The sequence below is a fragment of the Streptomyces sp. NPDC030814 genome (assembly GCF_055572155.1).
Genome location: NZ_JBVIDX010000009.1, coordinates 107,026 through 131,064 on the forward strand (window position 1 = coordinate 107,026; position 24,039 = coordinate 131,064).

Genomic DNA, 24,039 nt, shown 5'->3' on the forward strand with positions numbered 1-24,039 from the left:
GGGCGGTCACGGGGTGGCGCCGACCAGGGAGCCCCTGTCGATCGTGCCGGGCGTCCGGTGTCCCGACAGGGCGAGCGTGAGATCGAACTCGGCCAGCAGGGAACGGATCACGTGCTCGACGCCGGGCTGCCCGTCGAGGGCGAGGCCGTACACGTAGGGACGGCCGACGAGGACGGCGCGGGCGCCGAGCGCGAGCGCCTTGAAGACGTCGTCGCCGGTGCGCACCCCGCTGTCGAAGAGCACGGCCAGCCGCTCCCCGACCGCCTCGGCCACCCCCGGCAGGGCATCCGCCGCGCCGACGCAGCCGGCCACCTGCCGGCCGCCGTGGTTGGACACGACGACACCGTCCATTCCGGCGTCGGCCGCGAGCCGGGCGTCGTCGGGATGCAGGACTCCCTTGAGGACGATCGGTCCGTCCCAGTGCTCCCTCAGGAACGCGAGGTCGGGCCAGGTCTTCCCGGGGTCCCCGAACATGCCCACGAAGTGCAGGACGGCCGTGTCGGGATCCTCGTGCACCGGCTTGGCGAGCCCCGCCCGGAACGCCGGGTCGGAGAAGTAGTTGGCGGTGCCGACGCCGTGCAGGAACGGCAGATACGCCCGCTCCAGGTCCCGTGGCCGCCAGCCCAGCATCGGTGTGTCCAGGGTGACGACGAGCACCGAGAACCCGGCGGCCCGGGCCCGGCCGAGGAAGCTCCGGGTGACCTCGCGGTCCTTCGCCCAGTACAGCTGGAACCAGCGCTCCGCGTCGCCCATCACCTCCGCGACCTGCTCCATGGGGGTGCTGGACGCCGAGGACAGGATGTACGGCACACCCTGCGCGGCGGCGGCCCGGGCGGCGGCGGACTCCGCGTCCGGGTGCACGATCGACAGCACGCCCACCGGGGCGAGGGCCACGGGCGCGGGCAGCGTGCGGCCCAGTACCTCGACGGTCAGGTCCCGTTCCCGCACGTCCCGCAGCAGCCGCGGCACGATCCGGAGGCGTTCCAGGGCGGCGCGGTTGGCGCGGGCGGTGCTGCCGTCGCCCGCGCTGCCCGCCACATAGCCCACGGGACCGGCGCCCAGCCGGTGCTCGGCGAGCTCCTCCAGCCGGGTGAGGTCGGTGGGCATCCGGGGCACGGCCCCCGTCATCCCGTTCAGATAGATCTCGTACTGGAAATCCGCCCAGTGCTTCGCCATCCGCTCCGTCCCACCTCTCCTCGTCGAGCACGCGCCGTTCCGCCGACGATCCTGACGAGTCGGTCCGCCGCCGTCCACCGCCCAGGACACAACGCGTCAAGTCACCCTGGCCCCCTGCGTCCCGACATGAACATCAGGGGTCTTCTGAGGGTCACAGCGGGGTTCGTCACGGCGGCAAGCGGAATGTTTCAGGCCTATTGCCGAGCCGTGGAGATCCAGCCATCTGCGATCATCGGACGATCAAGAACCGCTCAGAATCGGGGTTTGCATGTTCGAATTCCGTGACTTCACGCCACTACTTCAACACTCAAAGTTACTGAAACCTGGGGGGTCGATGTGTGTTCCGGTCCCGGACCCGGCAGACTCGCGCTCGCCGAACCGGCACCGACCGGACGGGCTTCGTCCACGTGACAGGTGAGACGAAACGTCCGGCACTCCAAGAGCGGAAGGATGCACACAATGCCGAAAACCGCGCGATGGGCAGCGACTCTCACCCTGACGGCCACCGCCGTCTGCGGCCCCTTCGCGGGCTCTGCGCTGGCCGCCCCCCAGCCCGGGACATCCGGGCTGTACGCGCCGTCCGCCCTGGTCCTGACCACGGGCCACGGCGAGTTCGCGGCGGCCGCCACCCCTGAGCGCGCGGTCACCCTGACCTGCGCGCCGCGCCCGTCCGGAACACACCCGGCCGCCGTCGAGGCCTGCGCCGAACTCCGGGCCAGCGACGGGGACTTCGACGCCCTGAGCGGTACGACCGGGGCCTTCTGCACCAAGCAGTACGACCCGGTGGTCGTCACCGTTCAGGGCGTATGGCAGGGCAAGCGCGTCGCCTACGAGCGCGTCTTCTCCAACGACTGCGTGAAGAACTCCGCGACGACGGCCCTGTTCTCCTTCTAGGAGGAGAACTTCCGAGACCGGGGTCGTGTGGTTCCGCGAGTGATGAGCGAGGGCCCGTAACTGGGGAGTGCGAGCCCTGTCGTGGTGAGCCACGCGATCCCATCGGGGGTCGGCCAAGGCAGAGTGGGGCTGCCGGCCGGCCCCCGGCATCGTGTCCGGGGTGGGATCAGCCACTGGGCCCCGACTGGATCACGCCTGGGCCCCGGCGTCTGGATCACGCCCGCGCCGCCGGGTGTGGTGCGCACACCCGCGGCGTTGCCGTCGGTTGCCCACGCTCCGCATGGACGCCCTCCTCCGCCTCGCACGTGCACGCACCACGCCCCGCTCACCGGCAGTCCGACGGCACCGGTCCGGCAGCCGGCGTGATCCAAACGACAGACCCCGGTCCGGCGCCGACCGGTCGTCCGCCGGGATCGGCCGCCCGTCCGGACCGGGGCCGGCCGGTCACTCGGACGTGACGGTCCAGTGGCCCACCTCCCGGTGCCCGGAGTCGTACAGGGCCTGCCCGTCCCCCGGTGCCATCTCGCAGTGCCGGAGGTTGCCGCCCCAGTACCGCAGGATGCGCTCCAGCTCCTGGACGGTGGTTCCCTCGTCCCAGCCCGTACTGTCCAGGTCGACCTCGAGAAGGAACTTCACTTCGCGCGTCTCCACTTCTGTGTGGCTCGGATGTCCGTACCGGTGCGGCCGGAACGGTGTACACCTGCCCCCAGGTCCTTCAATCGTTTCATCCCCATGGCTCGTCAGGGCTTGGCCGTGGGATCGGGGGAGAGGCGACGGGAAGTTCCGGGAGCGGCGGGAAGCGGCCCAGCAACCGTGTGGCGCGCAGCAGTTGGTGGACGCGGGGCTGGTCGGAGACGAGGCGCAGCCGGCCGCCGCGCCCTCGCGCCGTGGCCTCGGCCCGGCACAGCACACGCAGCGCCGAGCAGTCGAGGAAGACCACCCGGCGCAGGTCGACCAGGATGTCCGGCCTGCCGTCGCCGGCCACGGCGGCCGTCAGATGCTCGGCCAGGAAGGCAGCCGACGCCATGTCGATCTCGCCGGACGCCTCGACCACGGTGAACGGGCCGGTCCGACGGCTGCGGGCGTACGCGTTCGGCTCGCCGAGTCGATGTCCCGTGGTCGTGCCCTCGCGGCGACCGGTGGATCGTTCATCAGCTTCCGGAGGCATGGCGGCTCCACCTTCTGAGGGGTAGGGCGCAGTCGATCCCGGTACATACCCCGGCATGGTGGCAGCCATCCCCGTAGTGTCGCCCACCTCGTTTGATGGCACTCGAAATGGTGAATTCCGGTTTCAGGTGTTGACCTTTCAGGTGCGGTTTCGCGGGACACGGGCGCTGTCCTCCCCGTGTTCGCGCATGAAGGGGGCCGGGCGGTCCGTTCGCCCGGCCCCCATGCGTCGTCACCGATCTCGTCGGCGTCAGTCGTGACGCGACTCCTCCTGGGCCCGCTCGTTGGGCGTGATCGCCTCACCGGCCTCGCCCCGGCGGCGACGCTGCCGGGCGGATTCGGTGATCCGGGTCCCGGCCTCCTCGGCCTCGTGCAGCACCTCCTCCAGGGCCGTCTCGGGCCGGTCGCCGGACTCACGCTTGGGGTGACGGGTCATGGGGCTCCTTCTCCTTCCCTGTGACATCAGCCGGCCGGTGTCGCTATCCGCAGGGGGACCGCGCCGGCCGGACTCGGCAGATGGGCCGCGGGCTCGACGTCGTCGTGGGTGACCTCGGCCCACCAGGCCGGGCCGTCCTCGATGTGCCGTAAGAACACTCCCTCGCGGATCGCCCACGGGCAGACGGTCACCGTCCTGAGGCCGGTCAGCTTCATGGTGGTGTGGCCGACCACCGCTCCGGCCAGGCTCTGCGCCGCGCGTGGCGCGGAGATTCCCGGGAGTGCGGACCGCTCGGCCGCGGGGAGCGCGGCGAGGCGGTCGATCGCCCGCGCCAGGTTCGCCCGGTGCAACTCCCGCTCCACGAAAGGCCCGTGCCGGCCCGGCTGGGCCCCGCACAGTCTGGCCAACTGCTGGAAGGTGCGGGACGTGGCCACGGCGGTGCGTGGCCCTTCCCACCGGATCCGCGCGGCGACGTCCCGGAGTTGATGGCGGACCTTGCGGCGCAGCGCCTTCACGCTCTCGGGTGCCGGAGGGTCCTGCCCGTCGAAGAACTCATGGGTCAGCCGGCCCGCGCCCAGCGGCAGCGACGCGACGAAGTCCGGCAGCCGCCCCCGCCCGAACGCGACCTCCAGGGAGCCGCCCCCGATGTCGAGCAGTGCGAGCGGTCCCGACCGCCAGCCCATCCACCGCCGCGCCCCGAGGAAGGTCAACTCGGCCTCGACCTCGCCGGGGAGTGTGCACAGTCGTACGTCGGTCTCCTCCCGCACGGCGCGCAGCACGTCCCGGCAGTTCGGCGCGGAGCGCACCACGTTCGTCGCGAAGGCCAACGGGGCCGAGGCGCCCCAGCGTTCCGCCGTGCGTGCCGCGGCCGCGACCGCCTCCGAGAGTTGTCGTACGGCTTCGTCGGGGACGTCCCCTCCGGGAGGCACCTGCTCCGACAGCCGCAGCCGCCACTTGGCGGTGTGCACCGGCAGCGGAACTCCGCCCTCCGTGTCCGCCACCACGAGCCGTACGGTGTTCGATCCCACATCCACCACGCTCATCCGCATGTCCCCGGGAGTACCCGCCAGTCGCCGCAACACGCGTAACGGGAACGGCGGCCGGTGGCGAAGAGTCGCGTACCGGCCGCCCGCGCGCTCCCGCTCACCACCTGGGCAGTGGCCGACCACCGCTACCCCCGCATCAAGACGATCTCCTTATTGCATATGATGTGCAGGTGCTGGATTACGACATCAGGCCCGCGGGTCCCGACGATCTCGACCGTGCTCGCGCGGTGATGCTCGACACCGTTTACCGGGACTTCGGCACGGGGTACGTGCCGCGCTGGCACGGCGACATCATCGATCTCCACGGCGCGTACGTCCTGCCCGCCCGGCACACCCTCCTGGTGGCGGTCGACGGGCGGGACGGGACGGTCGTCGCCACCGGCGCGCTGGACTCCCGCGGCCCCGCGCATCCGCCCAACCCGCGCCGTCTGGCCGAGCGCTATCCGTCCGGCCGGACCGCCCAGCTGCGCCGCATCTATGTGCGCCCCGAGCACCGGCGGCGGGGCCTCGCCCGGCGGCTGGTCGCGGCGCTGCTGGACTTCGCGACGGCCGACGGCGGCTACCGCTCCGTCTATCTGCACACCGACCCCGCGGTCCCCGGCGCCGAGGACTTCTGGCGCTCGCAGGGCGACGTGGTGTGCGACGAACGCGTGGAGACCGGTGAGCGGGTCGTGCACTTCGAGATCCCACTGACCGCGCAGCCCGTCCCCGGCCCGCCCGTCGGCGCGTCCGCCTCGCCCCTCGGACGGGATTGATCGCCACGTGGGCAGCCACCGCTCCTCGTCTGCCCGCCCCACCCCCAGCGGCCCCTCCCTCCCCTCAACGACCGTCCTCGCCCCCGGAGAACCAAGGACCATGCGCTCTCCCCGCCGCCGTCGCGTCGTCGCGGGACTGCTCCTCGCCCCCGCTCTGACCGGCTGCTTCGCCTCCGGAGGTGACCCGTCCCGGGACGACTCCGCCGACGGCACCCGGCTGCGAGTCGCCCTCGCCTTCCCGCCCGCCGAGAACCTCTCGCCGTACGGCGCCGACGCCACCCTCCTCAGCCGGCTCGGTGTCACCGAGGGGCTGACCGCGCTGGACGCCAACGGCGCAGCGGCGCCCGCGCTCGCCGCGTCCTGGACCCGCGAGAACGACCGGAACTGGCTCTTCACCCTGCGCGACGCCACCTTCCAGGACGGCACCGACGTCACCCCCGAGGCCGTCGCCGCCGCCCTCACCCACGCCGCCGAGGCCGAGCCCGTCACCGCCGCCCTCTCCGGCATCACCCTCACCGCGAGGAAGAGCGGCGACCACCAGGTCCGGGTCACCACCGAGGACCCGGACCCCGTGCTGCCGCTGCGCCTGTCCAGCCCCGGCCTCGCGATCCTCTCCGCCAAGGCCTACACCGGCAAGCGCGTGAACCCCGTCGGCACGGCCACCGGCCCGTTCGAGGTCACCCACGTCACCGGCACCACCGCCGCCACCCTGGACCGCTACGACGACCACTGGGGCGGCCGAGCCCAGGCGTCCGGCATCGACGCCCGGTTCATCGCCGACGGCACCGCCCGCACCAACGCCCTGCGCACCGGCCAGGTCGACGTGGCCGAGGCCGTCCCCGTGTCGCAGGTGTCCGCCCTCGCCAAGGGCACCCGCCACGAGACGGCCACCACCCGCACCACCAGCCTCCTCCTCAACACCCGGAGGGGCGTCTTCAAGGACCCGCGGCTCCGCGCCGCCGCCCGCGAGGCCATTGACGGATCCGTCCTCGCCAAGGATGTGTACGAAGGACACGCCGACCCCGGCGTCGGCATCTTCGGACCCGCTGTGACCTGGGCCGCCGGTGCGCGAAGTGCGTTGGGGGTCCCCCCGGCCGAAGGCTGGGGGAGCGTCGAACCCGCCGGACAGGCGGAGGCGGCCGACCCCGCGGGCGCCTCCCTCACCCTCGCCACCTACGACAACCGGCCCGAACTGCCCGAAGTCGCCCAGGTACTGCAACAGCAGCTGGAGAAGGCCGGGTTCGAGGTGAAGCTGGAGGTGCGCGAGTACTCGCGGCTGGAGAGCGACGCCCTCGCCGGGAAGTTCGACGCGTTCGTCGGCGCCCGCAACTCCCTGCTCGACACCGGCGACCCCATTTCCCTCCTCGCCGGCGACTTCACCTGCGACGGCGGCTACAACCTCGCGCTGCTGTGCGACAAGGAGGTCGACCGGGCCGTCGCGGACGCCGGGAAGGAGTCCGACACCGCCGAGCGGCAGCAGGCGGCGCTGACCGCCGAGGCGGCGATCCTCGGCACCGACGCCACCGTCCCGCTCGTCCACCAGCGGATCATCACCGGCGTCCGCGCCTCCGTACGGGGCGTGATGCTCGACCCGTACGAGCGGGCCCTCATCGGAACGGGGACCCGGCGCTGAGACGGACACTCTGGCGCGCCCTGCTCGCCGCCGCCCTGCTCTGCGGCATCGGCCTGCTGCCGTGGCTGTCGCGCACCGACCCGGCGCTCACCGTCCTCAAGGCGCGCTCGGCGGAACGCGACCCGACTCCGGACGCCCTGGCCGGCGTACGTGAGCAACTGGGCCTCGAAGCAGGCCCGTCGAAGCTGCTGGGGGAGTGGTTCGGCGGGCTGGCGCACGGTGACGCGGGACGGTCGTGGATCTCCGGCGGCGAGGTCACCCCCGCCGTCGTCCAGGCGCTCGGCGTCTCCCTGCTGTTGATGGCCGCCGCGCTCCTGGTGGCGCTGCTCACCGCAGCGGCGGTGTGCGCCCGCACTCTGCGGCGCGGTGCGGGCCGACGCCTCGACGACCGCAGGGGCTCGGGCGGCGGGGCGGCGATCCTGGCCGCGCTGCCCGAGTTCCTCACCGGGTCCGTGCTCGCGGCCGTGGTCGGGGTTCACCTCGGCTGGCTGCCCGCGCTCGGCTGGTACGGGCCACGGTGGATGGTGCTGCCCGCCCTCGCCCTCGGTCTGCCCGCCGGGGCGCTGCTCGGCCGGATGCTCGACGACCTGCTTCCGGGCGCCTTCGCCGAACCCTGGGCGCGGGCCGCCGCCGCGCGCGGCATACCCGGGCGGAGGGTGGCCCGCCAGGCCATACGCCGCTGCGTGCCCGGACTCCTGCCGAACGTCGGCCTGTTCGTGGTCGGCCTCACGGGCGGCGCCGTCGCCGTCGAGCAGATCTTCGACATCCCGGGCCTCGGCCGCACCACCCTCCAGGCCGCCATCGCCCAGGACCTTCCCGTCCTCCAGGCCGGCGCCCTCACCCTCGTCCTGCTGGCCGCCCTCGCCGGGGCCCTCGCCCGGCTCACCGCCCGCCTCCTCATCGGCCCCGCCCTGCGTGACGGAGCCCTGGCGTCGCTGCACCGCCCGAAGCACCCCGAGCCGCGAGTCGCCCCGCTCCTCCTCGGCGCCGTCCTTCTCGGCACCGTCGTCCTCGGACTGACCCGGGATCCGCTCGCCCTCGACACCGGCGCCCGGCTCCGCCCCCCGTCCTGGGCACACCCGTTGGGTACCGACGCGCTGGGCCGCGACCTCCTCGCCCGTATCGGACACGGCGCGTTCACCACCCTGGCCCTGGCCGCCGCGATCAGCGCGGCCGCGCTGGTGACCGGTGTCCTGCTCGGACTGCTGCCGCGCCTGTCCGGGCCGCTCGTCGACACCGTCAACGCGATACCGGGGGCCCTCGCCGGTCTGCTCGTCGCCGGCGTCGCCGGGAGCGGGGCGTCCACCCCGGCGCTCGCCGTGGCCGCCGTCGCATGGGTGCCGCTCGCCACCCACACCACCGCCCTGCTCGAACAGGAGAGGGCCACCACCCACATCACCGCCACCAAGGGCCTCGGCGCGACAGACGGTCAGCTGCTCCGTCACGACATCCTCCCCGCGCTCCTCCCGCCCGTCACCCGCCACGCCCTGCTGCGGCTGCCCGCCGTGGCCCTCGCCCTGACCTCCCTCGGCTTCCTCGGCCTCGGCACCCAGCCCCCCGACCCCGAGTGGGGCCTCCTCCTCGCCGAGAACCAGCCGTACGCCGAACGTGCCCCCTGGGCCGTCCTCGCACCCGCCGCCGCCCTCGCCCTGCTCGGCGCGCTGGCCGTCACGGCGGCGGACGGAGTGCGCCTGCCCCGCCCGAAGGCAAAGGCCGTACGGCAGGCGCAGTCCGCCGTCGCCACCCCCACAGGAGAGAACGCATGACCGAGCCCCAGCCACAGCCGACCCGGACCGCCCCGGAGCGGGCGAGCGACAGGGGCGACCTGCCCGCGCCGCGGCCCGCCACGCCCTCGCGGCGCCGCACCTTGGCGCAGCTCAACCCGCTGCTGCGGCTGCTGATCCTCACACAGCTGGCCTTCAACGTCGGCTTCTACGCCGTGCTGCCCTTCCTCGCCGAGCACCTCGGCACGGCGATCGGGATGGCCGGCTGGATGGTCGGATTCGTGCTCGGACTGCGGACGTTCAGCCAGCAGGGCCTCTTCGTGGTGGGCGGAGCGCTCGCCGACCGGTACGGCGTACGCCCCGTCGTCCTCGCGGGGTGTGCGCTCCGGATCGCCGGGTTCGCCTGGCTCGGGTACGCCGACGCGTCCTGGTCGGTCATCGGCGCCGTCCTGCTGATCGGCTTCGCCGCGGCGCTGTTCTCGCCAGCCGTCGAGTCCGAGGTCGCCCGGCAGGCCGTCGTCTGGGAGGAGTCGGGTGGCGGGCCCCGTACGCGTGTGCTCGCGCTGTTCACGGTGGCCGGGCAGGCCGGGGCGTTCGTCGGCCCGCTCATCGGCGCGCTGCTGCTCGCCGTCGACTACCGCGTGGTGTGCCTCGGGGGCGCGGGGGTGTTCGTTCTCGTCCTCGCCGGCCATGCCCGGCTGCTGCCGCAGCACATACCCGGCCGGGAGCGGGTCGAGGTGCGGGGCGGTCTCGGCGGGCTGCTGCGCAACCGCCGTTTCCTGGCCCTGTGCGGCGCCTACGGGGCCTATCTGCTGGCCTACAACCAGCTGTACCTCCTCCTGCCCGACGAGGTGGAGCGTGCGACCGGGTCGCAGTCGGCGCTCGCCTGGCTGTTCGGACTGTCCTCGCTGCTGGTGGTGACCGCGCAGTTGCCGGTGACCCGCTGGGCGGCGGGCCGGCTGGACCTGCGGCGGTCGATGACGGCGGGGCTGCTGCTGATCGCGGCCGGGTTCGGGGTGGTGGCCGTGGCCCGGCCCGCCGGGGGGACGGGCACTGCGGGACTGCTGCCCGCCGCCGGGTTCGTGGTGCTGCTGACGCTGGGGCAGATGCTGGTGGCTCCGGCGGCGCGGGCCTGGGTGCCGGACCTCGCGGTCGAGGGGCGGCTCGGGCTCTACACGGGGGCCATGTCCTCCGTCTCCGGGCTGATCGTCCTGCTGGGCAGCGCGGGCACCGGGTCCCTCATGGACACCGGGCTGCCTCCGGCCGTGCCCTGGGCGGTGCTGGCCGCGATCCCGGTCGCCTCGATCATGCTGCTGCCCCGCCGCCCGGGGGCGGCCGGGCGGCCCTGACGGCCCGGAGCCGGTCTCCCATCGGGAACCTGCTGTTGCCCAGACGGTCACGGCGACGGCCGGGCCCCGGCGGTGCGGTTCACCACCCCGGAGGACCTGTGCGAGGTGCTGGAGTGCCGGCCGGGGGACCGGCTCCGCCGGGAGCCCGGCACACGGGAGCACGGTGACGCCGAAGCCGGCGCCGCCGAGGCATGTGCTGTCGAGCAAGGTGCCGTCGAGGCCGTTGCCGCCGGCTTGCACGCACCGGAGGCCGCCGGGTTGGGGAACGCCGCAAGGGTGACCCGCCCTCCAGGGGGGCGAGGTGCGAGGGCGGAGTGACGGGTCCCGGACCTTCACCGGCGGACCGGCCCCCGCGAGGGTCGACGCGACGGCGGAGGCGGGCGGCGGTGCGCGATTGCTTGGGCCACCATCACGACCTCCGCCACCTGGACCGTCGGCGTCGGCGTCGGCGGCCCCTCCGGGTTTCCGTACCCTTCAACCGCCACATCGCGTGAATCGGATATAAGCGGGCGAAACGTACGGACGGTGGCCGGGCGGTGTCGGCCGGCTGTCCGGTGAAACCCGGAGGCAGAACAGGACAGGTCCGCCGAGCCTCCGGGAGGCCCCGTGTTCCACGACTCCGACGCCCTGTACCGGCGCGTGCGCGCGGCGGTCGCCGAACGGTCCGACGCGTCCTGGAAGGTGGCGACCACCCTGCACGCCGACCCCGAGTACGCGTTCGCCGAGCGGCGGGCGGCGGCGCTGCTGACGGGCGAGCTGCGCCGGGCCGGTTTCGAGGTCCAGGAGGCTGTGGCGGGAATGCCGACGGCCTTCGTGGCAAGGTCGGGCACGCAGCGGCCCGCGGTGGCGCTGCTGCTGGAGTACGACGCCCTGCCCGGGCTCGGCCACGCCTGCGGCCACAACCTGATCGCCGCCGCGGGTCTCGGTGCCGCCCTCGCCGCCCGCACCGCCCTGGACGACGGCTCCGGATCGGTGCTGGCGGTGGGCACCCCGGCCGAGGAGGGCGGCGGGGGCAAGGCACTGGAGGCGGAGGCGGGCGTCTTCGACGGCATCGACGCCGCGCTCATGTTCCATCCGGGGGTGCACGACTGGATGCGGGCCCCTCTCACTGCGCAGGAGCAGTACCGGGTCGCCTTCCACGGGCGGGCCGCCCATCCCACGGGCAACCCCACCGAGGGCATCGACGCGCTCGCCGCCCTCGTGGAACTCTTCAACGTGCTGGCCGCACTCGGCCGCCGACTGCCGCGGGCCTCCCACATCCAGGGCATCGTCACCCACGGCGGCGAGGCCACGAACATCGTCCCCGCCCACGCGGAGGGCCGCTTCGGGCTGCGCGCGGCCACCACCGGCGCACTGGACGACCTCGCCGGACAGCTCGCGACCTGCGCCGAGGGCGTGGCCCTGGCCACCGGCACGACCGTCATGGTCGAGCGGGCCACCGTCCGCTACGAGCACTTCCGCGACAGCGGGCCGCTCTCCGACCGCTTCGCCGCCCACCTCGACCACGCCGGCATCCGCCTGGGCCTGCCCGCGGACGGCGTGTACCTCGGCTCCTCCGACATCGGCAACGTCAGCGCCCGCGTGCCCGCCATCCACCCGTTCGTCGCGATCATGGACGAGGACGGCTCCGACCACACACCCGAGTTCGCCGACGCCGCCGCCTCCGAACGGGCCCGCCGGGTCCTGGGGGCGGTCACGGAGGCGCTGGCGTGCACGGCCGTCGACGTCCTGCGCGACCCCCACCTGCGGGAGCGGGCCTGGCGCGCGCACGGCTGAGGCGCGCCGCGGACCGGCCGGCCACCGACGCCCGGGGCGGACGTCAGGCCATCTGCCGCCGCACCAACTCGCGCAGCCGCCCGCCGACGTCCGCCAGCAGCCGCGCCGGCGGACCCACCTCCACGACCTTCCCGTCCTCCATCACGACCACCCGGTCCGCGTCCATGACCGTGGACAGCCGGTGTGCGATCACGACCCGCGTGGCGTTGAGGGTGCGGGTGCTCTCCATGACCGTGCGCTGGGTCTCGTTGTCGAGGGCGCTCGTCGCCTCGTCGAAGAACAGGATGCGGGGGCGCCGGATCAGGGCCTGGGCGATCATGAGCCGCTGGCGCTGGCCGCCGGAGACCGCCCCGTTGCCCTGGACGATGGTGTGCAGACCCATGGGCATGCGCTGGATGTCCTCCGCGAGACCCGCCATCTCGGCCGCCGCCATCGCCTCCTGAGGCGTGTACGGCTCGGTGCCGCAGATGACGTCCAGGATCGAGCCCGTGAACGGCTGGGCGTGCTGAAGCACCACACCGCACTGCCGGCGCACCGCGGACTGGTCGAGAGCGGTCAGATCCTGCCCGTCGTACAGGACACTGCCCGACACCGGCCGGTCGAAGCCGATGAGCAGACGCAGCAGCGTCGACTTGCCGCAGCCGCTCGGACCGACCACCGCGACGAACTCGCCGGGCTCGACGGTGAACGACACGTCGTCCAGCACCAGCGGGCCGTCGTCCGCGTACCGGAAGGACAGCCGGCGGGCCTCGATCGCGCCGGAGAGCACGCCGGGGCGGGTGCTCGCCGTGCGCACCTCCGGGGTGGCCTCCAGCACCGGCTTGATCTCCTCGAACAGCGGCAGCGCGGCCACCGCCGACACGAACGCGCCGGTCAGCTGGGTCACCGAAGTGAGGAGCATGGTCACCGAGGTGTTGAAGGTGAGGAACTCCGCCGCCGACATCGAGCCGCGCGCGGGGCCCGCCAGCAGCATGAACATCAGCAGGGTGCACAGCGGCAGATACACCGCGCCCAGCACCGTGTTCAGGTTCTTGATCCCGCCGACCTTCTGCTGGAGCTCCCGGCTCCGCGCGAACTCGCCCGCCCAGGCCGCGTAAGCGTAGTTCTCGGCGGCCGCCACCCGCAGCTTCGGCAGTCCGCGCAGGGTCTGGAAGGCCTGGTTGTTCAGCTTGTTGCTGAGGACCACCAGGCGGCGCTGCCAGCGCACCTGCCACAGACCGAGGCCGAGGAACACCGCGGTCACGACCGCCAGCATGCCGATCGCGGCGAGTGCCATCGGCACGCTGTACCAGAGCAGCAGCGCCAGGTTCACGGCACCGACCGTCACCGACTGCGCGACCACCGGGCCAACCCCGGCGAGCGTGCGCCGGATCGCACTGATGCCCATGGCGGCGCTCGCCAGCTCACCCGTCGAACGGGCCGCGAAGAACTTCGTCGGCAGCCTCAGCAGCCGGTCCCACACCGCCGGTTGAAGCGTCGCCTCGATCCGGCCCTCCAGACGCAGGATCGTCAGGTTCTGCAACAGCAGGAAAGCCGCCGACACCACGCTCGCGAGCATCACCGCGAGACACGCCTGCGCGATCAGGTTCTCCTGCGCCTTCGGCACGTACTCGCCCAGGATCCGGCCCGTCGCGATCGGCACCAGCGAGCCCAGCACCACCGTCACCAGACCGCTCAGCAGCAGGCCCGTCATGTCGCCGCCGGTGCCGTGGAGGCTGAACCTCATCAACCGCAGCGGGGTCAGCACCCGCTCGGGCAGCGGGCGGTAGAACATCACCGCCCGCGGCTCGAACTCCGCCGCGTTCGCCTTCTCGACCGGCGTCTCCCGGCCGGACGACGGCTGCACGGCCACATAACCGCCGCGCCGCCACAACAGGGCCACCGGCGCGCCGGACAGGGCCCGGTGGCCGACCAGCGGACCGACGTCGTCCCGCCACCAGTGCCCGTCGAGCCGCACGGCACGGACCCGGACGCGGGAGGCCAGCGCGATCCGCTCGACCGGATCGAGCCGGTCGCTCTCCGTACCGCTCTGCGCCGGCTCCGCGAGGGCGATACCGGCGGCGCGGGCGACTAGCTTGCAGGCCGCGTACGTGGCGTCGGCGTCCGCGGCCGTCGTACGCCGGGCCGCCGAGGACCGTCCGATGGAGGCGAGCAGAGTGCGGTCGGCCTGGGCGCGGACGGCCTCACCGGCCTTGATGCCGGCGGCCGTACGGTCCTCGTGGGTGCGCTCCAGCTGTTCGATCCAGCGGTCCAGGGTGGCCAGCAGCCGGTACTGCTGGTCGACCATGCTCTGCCAGACCCCCGGGTCCATCAGCAGATCGGCCGCCGCCTCCGCCCCGTACAGCGAGCCGTACTGGACACTGCCCGGCGGGACCTGCATCCAGAACACGTCGTCGTCGGTGGGGGCCGCGGCCTGCTCGGTGGCCATCGGCGCCTGGAAGAGGATGGACAGACCGCGACCCACGCCCAGGGCGAGTGCGTACTCCAGCGGACTGGTCTGCGGAGGCACCAGCTGGGGGTTGCCCCACTCGTCGTACGACCAGGTCTCGGTGCTCACCGGCTGGTACAGCTCCCGCAGCCCGATACGGCGCACCACACAGTCCCTCAGCGGACGTGCGACCAGGGTGTGCTGGGGCCCGGCGACCGGGCCGAGGAGCAGGGATCCCGCCTCCAGCCGGCCGAGATGGTGCCAGTGGCCCTGCGCCACCGCGTCGACCGCGAACAGGTCCAGCGCACCGGAGGCCACCAGCCACAGCACCTGCGGGCCTTCGAGGTCGAGCCGGGTGAGGCCGGCGCAGTCGAGGGGCGTGCCCATGGCACCCAGCGCACCGAGAACGAGGTCTCCCTCGTGGACGGCAGTCATCTCACCGCTCCCTGACCAACTGGGCGTACGCGCCGCCGCGCGCCACCAGCTCCTCGTGCCGGCCGCGCTCCACGATCGTGCCGTGCTGCAGGACGACGATCTCGTCGCTGTCGCGGACCGTGCTGAGCCGGTGGGCGATCACCACGCAGGCACAGCCGCGCTTGCGCAGGTTGTCCATGACGACCAGCTCGGTCTCCGCGTCGAGCGCGCTGGTCACCTCGTCGAGGACGAGGATGCTGGGCCGGCGGACCAGCGCCCGGGCGATCTCCAGACGTTGCCGTTGGCCGCCGGAGAAGTTCCGCCCGTCCTGCTCCACCCTGCTGTGGATGCCGCCGGGGCGACGGGCCACCACGTCGTACAGGGCCGCGTCCCGCAGCGCCTCCACCACGGCCTCGTCCGGGATCGACGGATCCCACAGGGCCACGTTGTCGCGGATGGTGCCCTCGAACAGGAACACCTCCTGGTCGACGAAGGACACGGACGCCGCGAGCGCGCCGCGCGGGATGTCCTCAAGACGCCGGCCGTCGATCCGGATGACCCCCTCCCAGGGGGCGTACAGGCCCGAGATCAGCCGGGACACCGTCGACTTGCCGCTGCCGGAACCGCCGACCAGCGCCACCTGCCGGCCCGGCCCCACCGTCAGGTCGAAGCCGATGAGCAGCGGCTTGTCGAGCGGGCTGTAGCCGAAGGTGATGTTCTCCAGCTCGACGTGGCCGTGGAGCCGGCGCGTGGACTCGGCGGAGTCGGGGCGGGCGTACAGCGGATCGGCCTGGAAGTTCTCCACGTCCTTCAGCCGGGCGACGTCGGCCGCGAAGTCCTGGATACGGCCCGCGACACCGTTGAGACGGGTGATCGGCGCGGTGAAACGGGTGACCAGTGCCTGGAAGGCCACCAGCAGGCCGACCGATATGTGGCCCTCGACCGCGCGCATCCCGCCGATCCAGAGGATCAGCGCGCTGTTGAGGGTGGCGAGGGTCGGGGCGACCACCCCCAGCCAGGCGCTCGGCACGCCCAGCCGCTGCTGCTCCTCCAGCGTGGTCGCGTGCTGTCCGGCCCACTTGCGGAAGTAGCCGTCCTCGCCGCCGGTCGCCTTCATCGTCTCGATCAGCTGCAGACCGGTGTACGCGGTGTTGGTCAGCCGGGCGTTGTCGGCGCGCAGCTTGGCGGTGCGGGTCGCGCGCAGCCGGATCACGACCCGCATCGCCACCACGTTCAGCAGGGCGACCGCGATGCCGACGAAGGTGAGCTGCGGGTCGTAGGTGTAGAGGAGCACGGCGTAGAGGACGACGACGATCGCGTCGACGCCGGCCGCGGCGAGGTCGCGGGCCAGGGTCTCGGCGACCGCGTCGTTGGACTGGAGCCGCTGGACGAGGTCGGCGGGGCTGCGCTGCGCGAAGAACGTGACGGGCAGGCGCAGGAGATGGCGCAGGAAGCGGGCACTGCTGAGCGTCGACGAGATCAGCCGGCCGCGCAGCAGGTTCGCCTGTTGCAGCCAGGTCAGCAGGACCGTCAGCAGCACGCAGGCGCCCATGGACGCGAACAGCACGCCGAGCAGTGAGGTCTGGCCGCCGATCAGGAAGATGTCGATGTAGGTGCGGCTGAGCGCGGGCACCGCCGCGCCGACCGCCACCAGCAGCAGACTCGCGAGCACGGCGGCCGGCAGGGTGCCGGACGTGCCGCGCATCCGGGCGGGCATGGCGCCCAGCACCCCCGGCTTGCGGCCGCCCTTCTCGAAGTCGTCGCCCGGTTCCATGACGAGGACGACACCCGTGAAGCTGGAGTCGAAGTCCTCCATCGCCACGAAACGGCGGCCCTTGCCGGGGTCGTTGATGTGGACGCCGCGCCGGCCGAAGCGGCGCCCCGTCCCGTCGTAGACGACGTAGTGGTTGAACTCCCAGAACAGGATGGCCGGGGCCCGCACCTCGGCGAGCGCGGCCATGTCCATCTGCATGCCCTTGGCGGTCAGGCCGTAACTACGGGCCGCTTTCAGCAGGTTGCTCGCGCGGGAGCCGTCACGGGAGACACCGCAGGCGATGCGCAGTTCCTCCAGCGGGATGTGCCGCCCGTAGTGGCCGAGGACCATGGCGAGGGACGCGGCGCCGCACTCCACCGCCTCCATCTGGAGCACGGTCGGGGTGCGGACGGCCTTGCGTCCGCCCTTGGGCGCCGGGCGTCTCCTCGGTGCCGCCTTGCGCCTGCCCTGCGTCGACGGCGGCGCGGTTTCCGGGGTTGAGGTCACGGGAGCAGCCAATCGATCGGACGCTCGTCGGCCATGCGGATGGAGCCCGTGGCCATGGTCATGGAGGTCAGCTGGAACGGCGGCCCGTCCTGCGACGACCACTTGTAGCCCGACGTGGTCGACGCCTCCCGGTCCAGCCGCACGGTGACGGCCACCGGCCGGCCCTTCTTGGTGAACTGCTCGCCGAGCTGGCCGTCCCCGAGGAACGCGGCGATCGACTGCGGGGTCTGCGCGGTCCGGTCGACCGACTTCACATGGCCGCGCAGCACCCCGTACTGCTGGGTGGGCGCCGACTGGACGGTCAGGTCCACCCGGGCGTTCCCCGGGATGGAGGCGGCGTTCTCGGCGGGCACGTACACCGTGGCGTACAGCGGGTCGTCGGGGTCCGCGACCTTCTCCACGGCGGCGACATCGGCGCCGGTACGGATGATCTGGCCCATGGTGGCGGCGAGCGCGGAGACCCGGCCCGCGGCGACGGACCGTACGACCGTCTCGCCGTCCGCGGTGGCGACCTTCAGGACCGGGGCCCTCGCGGGGAGCCGCTCGCCCTGCTTCGCGAGGACGGCGGTGACCTGGCCCGCGACCGGGCTCTGCAGCACGTAACTGCCCTGGTTGTGCGTGAGGACGGCGGGGGCGCTGACCGTGGACGCGACGGAACCCGTGACCGCCCACACGGACGCGGCGGCCATGGCGGCCACCGTCACGGACAGCACGAGCCAGCCCTGGGGGCGGGCGAAACGCACGGGGAGGTCGAGTTCCTCCGGTGACTGGAGCTTGGCGAGGGCCTGTTGGCGGAACTGCACGGGACTTCCCTCACCTGCGAACAAAGGGGGACGGCTTCTGCGGCACCCGAGAGCCCCGGAACCGTCAGGCGGTTCCGGGACTCAGCGGTGCTGGGGGTCGATCAGAGACCGGCGACCAGGCCGGCGACCGGGGCGGTGTTCAGGCCGGTCACACCCTCGACGGTGCCGACGGCCGTGTTGACCAGACCGGAAACCGGGGCGATGCCGTCCACCACGCCGGTGACGGTGCCGACGGCGTTGACCTGCAGACCACCGGCAACGGCGTCCAGCGCGGCGTCCGACAGCTCGGCGGTCTCGACCTGGGGGGTGGAGTTCATGATGGAACTTCCCTTCGTATGGATATTCATAAGGGGGGAGCGGCCCCCTTCTGGGGACAGAACGACGGCCGCACACGGGGGCGCTCGACTCTCGTCTCCGAGAGCTCGGCGGCCCCTCGCGGTGCGATGGATCAAAGCAGATCGCCGTGGCGGACAGCCAATCAAGAAGCGCTCCCACCAGGGGACTTGGTGCCCAGGACCGGACTTCCGTGCAGGGTCGCGCACGCGGTGGGGCCAAGTTCTTCACAGCGCGCCCGGCATCGTCATGGCCGGTTCATTGCCACCCGGAAAACGAACTGGACACTCCCGCCTCAAAGGCGCGGCGCCCGGCGGACCGCTGTGCAGATCCGTCGAGCGCCGTGACCTCGCTGGGCATTCGGTGTGGAGATTCCCTGCAGTCGTCGTTTCCATCGGTGACCGGAACGGAGCGCTGTCGGATGGTCACCGAACGTGCCCGTCGTGGCGATGATTCGTAACGTTTGATCCCGGGACGGGGGTCTTGTCACCCCAACAGGGCGTACACCGTGCTCGCCCGGGCCGCCAGCTCGCCCGTGCCCGCCGTGGTCATGGCGATCTCGGCGAAGGCCATACGGCGGCCCAGTTTGGTGAGGACGGCCTCGACGAGCACGTCCTGTCCCACCACCGCCCGCTGGAAGCTGGTGGACTGCTGGACCGTCGTCATCGGCACGAAGGAGCCGCGCGCCGCCGACACGGCGATCACCGTCGCCGTGTCGGCCGCAGCCATCAGCGCCTGGCCCGACAGGGCCCCGCCCTCGCGGGCCAGCCGTTCGGACCACGGAAGTCGCAGCACCGCGCGTCCCTCGTCCAGATCGACGGCCGAGAGGCCCAGATCGAGCACCCAGGGGGCGAAGTTGGCGGCGAGGATCTTGTCGGCTTCGGCGGTTGTGAGAGTCATGCCCGCATCGTTCCCGCCCGCGAGGGCGGGAAGTCGTGAAATGCCACCCGAACCGCACTTTGCGAAACGCAACATCGAAATCTTTTTGCTGGGGGTTGAACACCGCACCGGAAGCATCCGTACCAACTGGCAACCAGGCGCCCCCAGTTCACCCGCCGGACGGCGGCACGGACCCCGTCCCCAGGAGGTCAAGAGTTGAGTCACAAACGAGCCACCAAGCGTAAGGCGTTCATTGCCGCAGGCGGTGTGGCGGCGCTCGGGGCCGCGGCCCTCATCCTGCCGAACGCGATGGCGTCCCAGACCGAGTCGAACGGCGCCGCCCCGAAGACGCTCGCCGCGGGTGACGCCTCCGACCTCGCCACCCAGCTCCAGAAGCAGCTCGGTGAGGCGTTCGCAGGCGCGTACTACGACTCGGGCGAGAAGCAGCTCGTCGTCAACGTCATCGACGGCCTTCAGGTCGAGGGCGACGACAACAACGTGATCGTCCAGGCCAAGAAGGCCGGTGCGAAGATCCGCGAGGTCGACAACAGCTGGTCCGAACTCAAGTCCGGAGCCGCCACGCTGAAGAAGGAGGCGACCGTCCCGGGCACCGCCTGGGCGATCGACCCCCGCACCAACAAGATCCAGGTCACCGCCGACTCCACGGTCACCGGGGAGAACTGGGACACCATCGAGTCCACGGTGAAGTCCCTCGGCTCCGGCATGGCGACCATCAAGAAGTCCGCCGGCACCTTCAAGCCCTTCCTGGAGGGCGGCGACGCCATCTTCGGCGGCGGCGCGCGCTGCTCGGCCGGCTTCAACGTCACCAACGCCGACGGCACCCCGGGCTTCCTGACGGCCGGTCACTGCGGTGTCGCCGAGGCCGAGTGGTCGGAGGAGGAGGGCGGCGCGCCGATCGGCACCGTCGACGCGCAGACCGCCACCTTCCCCGGCGCCGGTGACTTCGCCCTGGTCAAGTACAATGACCCTGCCACCCAGGCCGCCAGCACCGTCGACCTCGGCAACGGCCAGACGGTGAACATCAACGCGGCGGGCGAGGCCACGGTCGGTCTCCAGGTGTTCCGCATGGGCAGCACCACCGGCCTCGCCGACGGCCAGGTCACCGGCCTCGACGCGACGGTCAACTACCCCGAGGGCACCGTCACGGGCCTTATCCAGACCAACGTCTGTGCCGAGCCCGGCGACAGCGGCGGCTCGCTCTTCACCCAGGACGGCCAGGCCATCGGTCTGACGTCCGGCGGCAGCGGTGACTGCACCGTCGGCGGCGAGACCTTCTTCCAGCCCGTCACCACCGCCCTCGCGGCGGTCGGCGCCAGCATCGGCGAGGGCGGCGCGGGCGCCGGCGAGGAGGCCGCCGGCGGTGCCGGTGACGCCGCGGGCGCCGGCGAGGAAGCGGCCGGTGGCGCGGGCGCGGGCGAGGAGGCCGCCGGTGGCGCCGCCGGTGCCGGTGAGGAAGAGGGCGCCGGCGCGGCGGGCGCCGGTGACCAGGCGGCTGGCGGTGCCGGTGACGCGGGCGACGCCGCCGGTGCGGGCGACAAGGGCGACGCGGGTGCCGTGGCCGGTGCGGGCGACGCCGGTGCGGGCCAGGAGCAGCAGCAGGGCGTCGACGAGCAGGGCGGCATCGCCGGTCAGTGACCTCACACCGGTGAAGGCGTGGGCGATGATTCCGTGATCAGCGGCCACTGACAGCGGACCGTCGGCCCCACGAACCACCTGCCGGCCACACCACTCCGGCCCCCAGGTGGAACGGTCCGGCCCTCCGAGGGGAGGGCCGGACCGCCGTCGTGTCCAGGGGCGGCGACGGTCAGGCCGGCTGCCGCAGTCAGACGTCGGGCATCGTCTGCCGGGTGCACCCGGCCAGGGCGGCGGACCCCGGCCCGGCCGGCGCACGGCGCCCGGAAGCGCGAAGCGCCCGTGTCATTCGGCGGCGGCCCGCAGCAACAGCAACGCCACGTCGTCCGACCGCTCCTCCGCCGTACCCGTCTCCCGGACGAGCCCGTCGGCGAGTGTCTCCAGCGGACGGTCCCCGGCCGTGGCCAGCCGCTCCCCGAGATCGGCCAGGGCGTCCTCGATGTCGACGCCCGGGGACTCGATGAGCCCGTCGGTGTAGAGGGCGAGCACGGAGCCCTCGGCGAGCGAAACCTCGGTCGTCGGGTACGTGGCGGACGCGTCGATGCCGAGGAGCGGTCCGCCCGCGAGGTCCAGCACCTTCACCCGCCCGTCCGGTCTGCGCAGCAGCGGCGGCGGATGACCCGCCCGCGCCATGACGGCCTTCCCGTGCTCCGGGTCGAGACGCAGATACAGACAGCTGGCGAACAACTCGCTGCCGAGGTCGATCAGCAGCCGGTTCGTACTGCTCATCACGTCCTCCGGGGCCTGGCCCACGGTCGTGTACGCGCGGACCGCCGTACGGATCTGACCCATCAGCCCCGCCGCCGTCACGTTGTGCCCCTGCACGTCGCCGATCACGGCGGAGGCCCGGCCGTGCGAGAGCACCAGGTCGAAGAAGTCGCCGCCGATGTCCATGCCCCGGGTTGCCGGCAGATAGCGGGAGGCCGCCTCGATGCCGGGGATCGACGGCAGCGAGTGCGGCAGCAGCGCGGCCTGCAGACCGTGCGCGAGCTGATGCTTGGCGTCGTACAGCAGCGCCCGCTGCAACGCCTGGGCGATCAGTCCGCTGAGGCTGGTCAGCACCGCGCGCTCCTCCGCCGGGAAGGGGTGCGGATCGGCGTACCCGAGCACACAGGTGCCCACGGGCTGCCCCTGGGCGATCAGCGGCAGATAGGCCCAGGCGGCCAGCCCGTCCGGGGTCGTCTGCCGCATCGGATACAGATGCTCCAGCTGCTGCCGGCTCTCGAAGAAGGCCGGCACCCCGGCGGTCAGGGCACGGGCGCCGGGGGTCTGCGCGCTGAGCGGCATGCCGTCGAACCGTTCGACGAGGTGCGGGTCCGTGTACCCGTGGTGGCCCAGCACATGGAGCCGTCCCGCCCGTGAGCCGAGCATCACCACCGCCTGGGAGCCGACGGCCGGGACGATCTCGTTCGCGACCAGCTCCACCACGTCCTGCACCCCCACCGCCTCGGTGAGCGCGCTCGCCATGGCCAGCACATGATCGATGGTCACCAGCCGGCCCGGCCCGTCGTCGTCGCTCTCCTGGCGGGCGGCCCCTCTCGGCGAGGCGACCGCGCGGGCCCGGGAGATCCGTACGCTCAGCCCGTTCGTCCCCGGGTACAGCCGGAACGACAGCCATTCGTGGGGCGGCTTCAGCGCCATGAACGACGTGACGTGCTGACTCATCAGCGCGGCCCGGTAGCGGTCCTCGTGTGCCGGGTCGTTCAGCCACGGCACGGACGCCCACAGCTGCATGCCCAGCAGTGCGCTGACCGGGATGCCGAGCAGTTCGGCGGTGGCCGCGTTGGCGAAGGTGATCCGCCCGTGCAGATCGAGCGCGCACATCCCGTACGGCAGCCGCGCCACCATCCGGGCCGCCTCCACCGTGCCGAGCGTGCCCGCCACCGTGGTCGTCGAGGGCGCGGACAGGTCCGGCTCCGGCAGCACCGGCCGGCCCTCCTCCTCCGCGCGCCGCAGCCGTATCGCGAGCCGGTCGCAGGCCGAGGTGAGCTTGTCCCGCTCGCGTTCGCTGAGCTCCGGCGGGTGCGAGCCCGGCCAGGTCAGGAAGACGGCGCCGTAGGTGGTGTCCCGGGTCGCCACCGGCAGCGCGGCCATGGCGAACGGGTAGGGCAGGACCACCGCGATCCGGGGATAGCGGCGGGCCATCTGCTCCTCGCCGTTGACCCAGACCAGCCTCCGGTCACGTACGGCCTCGGAGACCGGCGCCGGGGCGCTCAGGCTCACCCGCTCCCACGGCGCGGCGAAGGACCGCGGCAGCCCCGCCATCACCGCCATCTCCAGCACCGGAGCGTCGGGGGCCAGCAGGTACACCGCACCGGAGTGCGCCCCCACGTCGTCCATCATCGCGGCCAGCGCCAGGGACAGCAGGGGGTGGCCCATGCGTGCCGTCTCGACCGTCGTCCGCTCACCGGACGCCGGGACGTCGGACATGCCGACCACCTCCTCGTACGGTCGCGCCACGCGCCCCCCGCGTCAAGGCTCCCTCTTGAGGGCCCGATACGCACGGCGAGCACCCCGCGGATGCCGGGCCCCCGTACCCCCTCATCCGGCGGACACGCCCCCGGACGGAAGCGCGCCCTCGCGTACGGGCGCTGCGCGTGCGCCCCCACGCACCCCGTTGGCTGGTTCTTCGCGCCCGGGCGCGACCAGGGACGCCAGCAATGGGCACGCGCTGAGACGAGGAATCGGCGGCCGGGGGAGGCGGAGGGCGAACGTGATCCGGGTACTTCTCGTGCACGACGAGTGTCCGGTCCGGTCTCCCGGCGGAGTGGCTCCGCCGGGAGACCGACCCCTGGTACGGCATGGCGTGCCACCCGAGCGCAGCCGCTGCTGTCGCGGGCGGCGTACGTGGCGTTGCGCGGGTGCAGCAGATGAGGGCCAGGCACGAACTTGAACGGGATCTGCCGGGGCACGCAGTAGTCCCACACGGTCGCCGCGATGCGCTCCGCGTTCGCCCGGGTGGCGCAGGCGTGCACCTTCCAGCCCTGGGCCGGCGCCGAACGAGGACGGCCGGCGCGGTCGACCGGGGTCAGCGTCAGCCAGTCGCCGATCCGGGCGGCCCGCCAGCCCTCGGGCACCGCCCGCCGGGCCGTCTCGTACTGGGGCGGGGTGGTGCCGGCGCGCTCACCGGCCGAGAGCCGGTCCGGTGTCCCGTAGAAGTCCTTGTCGGCGAGCGTGTACGCCTCGTACCGCTTGTCCATGCGATCCCCCCGGGTGATGTGAGCCGTGTCCCCTGGGCCGTGTGCCGTCGAGCCTTCCAGCCGGGCGGGGCGGCACGACAGGCACGGCTGTCACCAGAAACCCCTCACGCGTG

The 24,039-nt window shown here is 72.8% G+C and carries 18 protein-coding genes and 1 pseudogene; 7 read left to right on the forward strand and 12 right to left on the reverse strand.

Going from position 1 to position 24,039, the window contains the following annotated elements; genetic code table 11:
* Positions 1-6 precede the first annotated feature (6 nt).
* Positions 7-1,176: a lactate 2-monooxygenase gene (locus ACZ43N_RS20555; RefSeq protein ID WP_468099192.1), complete on the reverse strand. Its 1,170-nt coding sequence runs from the start codon at positions 1,174-1,176 to the stop codon at positions 7-9.
* Between the two features lie 459 nt (positions 1,177-1,635).
* Here ACZ43N_RS20555 and ACZ43N_RS20560 point away from each other — a divergent pair, with 459 nt between their 5' ends.
* Positions 1,636-2,070, forward strand: coding sequence for a protease inhibitor (locus tag ACZ43N_RS20560; protein ID WP_468099193.1), 435 nt, complete (start codon positions 1,636-1,638; stop codon positions 2,068-2,070).
* 444 nt (positions 2,071-2,514) lie between these two features.
* On the opposite strand, the gene ACZ43N_RS20565 is transcribed toward ACZ43N_RS20560, so the two are convergent.
* The 4 genes from ACZ43N_RS20565 to ACZ43N_RS20580 form a co-directional block, all read right to left on the reverse strand.
* On the reverse strand, positions 2,515-2,706 hold the full coding sequence (locus tag ACZ43N_RS20565) for a hypothetical protein (RefSeq protein ID WP_468099194.1): 192 nt from the start codon (positions 2,704-2,706) through the stop codon (positions 2,515-2,517).
* An 88-nt stretch (positions 2,707-2,794) separates the two neighbouring features.
* Positions 2,795-3,238 carry an STAS domain-containing protein gene (locus ACZ43N_RS20570; RefSeq protein WP_468099195.1) on the reverse strand — a complete coding sequence of 148 codons (444 nt, stop codon included), beginning with the start codon at positions 3,236-3,238 and terminating at the stop codon, positions 2,795-2,797.
* Between the two features lie 249 nt (positions 3,239-3,487).
* Positions 3,488-3,673 (reverse strand): hypothetical protein, encoded by a 186-nt coding sequence (locus tag ACZ43N_RS20575; RefSeq protein ID WP_468099197.1) that lies wholly within the window; start codon positions 3,671-3,673, stop codon positions 3,488-3,490.
* Positions 3,674-3,699: 26 nt separating this feature from the next.
* A complete protein-coding gene (locus tag ACZ43N_RS20580; protein WP_468099199.1) occupies positions 3,700-4,722 on the reverse strand; it encodes a Ppx/GppA family phosphatase in 1,023 nt (340 codons plus the stop codon).
* A gap of 167 nt (positions 4,723-4,889) precedes the next feature.
* On the opposite strand from ACZ43N_RS20580, the gene ACZ43N_RS20585 reads away from it, so the two are divergent.
* The 5 genes from ACZ43N_RS20585 to ACZ43N_RS20605 all read left to right on the forward strand — a co-directional run bounded on the left by ACZ43N_RS20585 (position 4,890) and on the right by ACZ43N_RS20605 (position 11,956).
* Complete coding sequence (locus ACZ43N_RS20585; RefSeq protein ID WP_468099201.1) at positions 4,890-5,474, forward strand: GNAT family N-acetyltransferase; 585 nt, start codon at positions 4,890-4,892, stop codon at positions 5,472-5,474.
* A gap of 100 nt (positions 5,475-5,574) precedes the next feature.
* Positions 5,575-7,107 (forward strand): ABC transporter substrate-binding protein, encoded by a 1,533-nt coding sequence (locus ACZ43N_RS20590; RefSeq protein WP_468099202.1) that lies wholly within the window; start codon positions 5,575-5,577, stop codon positions 7,105-7,107.
* 299 nt (positions 7,108-7,406) lie between these two features.
* A complete protein-coding gene (locus ACZ43N_RS20595; RefSeq protein ID WP_468099204.1) occupies positions 7,407-8,873 on the forward strand; it encodes an ABC transporter permease subunit in 1,467 nt (488 codons plus the stop codon).
* Positions 8,870-10,180 (forward strand): MDR family MFS transporter, encoded by a 1,311-nt coding sequence (locus ACZ43N_RS20600; protein WP_468099205.1) that lies wholly within the window; start codon positions 8,870-8,872, stop codon positions 10,178-10,180. The genes ACZ43N_RS20595 and ACZ43N_RS20600 overlap by 4 nt, the downstream gene beginning before the upstream one ends.
* Positions 10,181-10,786: 606 nt before the next feature.
* Positions 10,787-11,956: an amidohydrolase gene (locus tag ACZ43N_RS20605; protein ID WP_468099206.1), complete on the forward strand. Its 1,170-nt coding sequence runs from the start codon at positions 10,787-10,789 to the stop codon at positions 11,954-11,956.
* Positions 11,957-11,999: 43 nt separating this feature from the next.
* Here the strand turns inward: ACZ43N_RS20605 and ACZ43N_RS20610 are convergent, their stop codons facing one another.
* The 5 genes from ACZ43N_RS20610 to ACZ43N_RS20630 all read right to left on the reverse strand — a co-directional run bounded on the left by ACZ43N_RS20610 (position 12,000) and on the right by ACZ43N_RS20630 (position 19,094).
* A complete protein-coding gene (locus ACZ43N_RS20610; protein ID WP_468099208.1) occupies positions 12,000-14,819 on the reverse strand; it encodes an NHLP bacteriocin export ABC transporter permease/ATPase subunit in 2,820 nt (939 codons plus the stop codon).
* Position 14,820: 1 nt separating this feature from the next.
* Positions 14,821-17,070: an NHLP family bacteriocin export ABC transporter peptidase/permease/ATPase subunit gene (locus ACZ43N_RS20615; protein WP_468099209.1), complete on the reverse strand. Its 2,250-nt coding sequence runs from the start codon at positions 17,068-17,070 to the stop codon at positions 14,821-14,823.
* Positions 17,055-17,861 carry a hypothetical protein gene (locus ACZ43N_RS20620; protein ID WP_468099210.1) on the reverse strand — a complete coding sequence of 269 codons (807 nt, stop codon included), beginning with the start codon at positions 17,859-17,861 and terminating at the stop codon, positions 17,055-17,057. Before ACZ43N_RS20620 ends, ACZ43N_RS20615 begins: the two co-directional genes overlap by 16 nt.
* Before the next feature lie 101 nt (positions 17,862-17,962).
* Positions 17,963-18,178: a type A2 lantipeptide gene (locus tag ACZ43N_RS20625; RefSeq protein WP_468099211.1), complete on the reverse strand. Its 216-nt coding sequence runs from the start codon at positions 18,176-18,178 to the stop codon at positions 17,963-17,965.
* Positions 18,179-18,680: 502 nt separating this feature from the next.
* On the reverse strand, positions 18,681-19,094 hold the full coding sequence (locus ACZ43N_RS20630; protein WP_468099212.1) for a PaaI family thioesterase: 414 nt from the start codon (positions 19,092-19,094) through the stop codon (positions 18,681-18,683).
* A 195-nt stretch (positions 19,095-19,289) separates the two neighbouring features.
* On the opposite strand from ACZ43N_RS20630, the gene ACZ43N_RS20635 reads away from it, so the two are divergent.
* Positions 19,290-20,729, forward strand: a complete 1,440-nt coding sequence (locus tag ACZ43N_RS20635) for a S1 family peptidase (RefSeq protein WP_468099213.1) — start codon at positions 19,290-19,292, stop codon at positions 20,727-20,729.
* A 282-nt stretch (positions 20,730-21,011) separates the two neighbouring features.
* On the opposite strand, the gene ACZ43N_RS20640 is transcribed toward ACZ43N_RS20635, so the two are convergent.
* The gene (locus ACZ43N_RS20640) at positions 21,012-23,156 is read right to left on the reverse strand and encodes a SpoIIE family protein phosphatase (RefSeq protein ID WP_468099214.1); all 2,145 of its coding nucleotides are present in this window, start codon (positions 23,154-23,156) and stop codon (positions 21,012-21,014) included.
* Between the two features lie 392 nt (positions 23,157-23,548).
* Positions 23,549-23,926: pseudogene (locus tag ACZ43N_RS20645) on the reverse strand (class III lanthionine synthetase LanKC N-terminal domain-containing protein); the annotation flags it as partial.
* Positions 23,927-24,039: the final 113 nt, after the last annotated feature.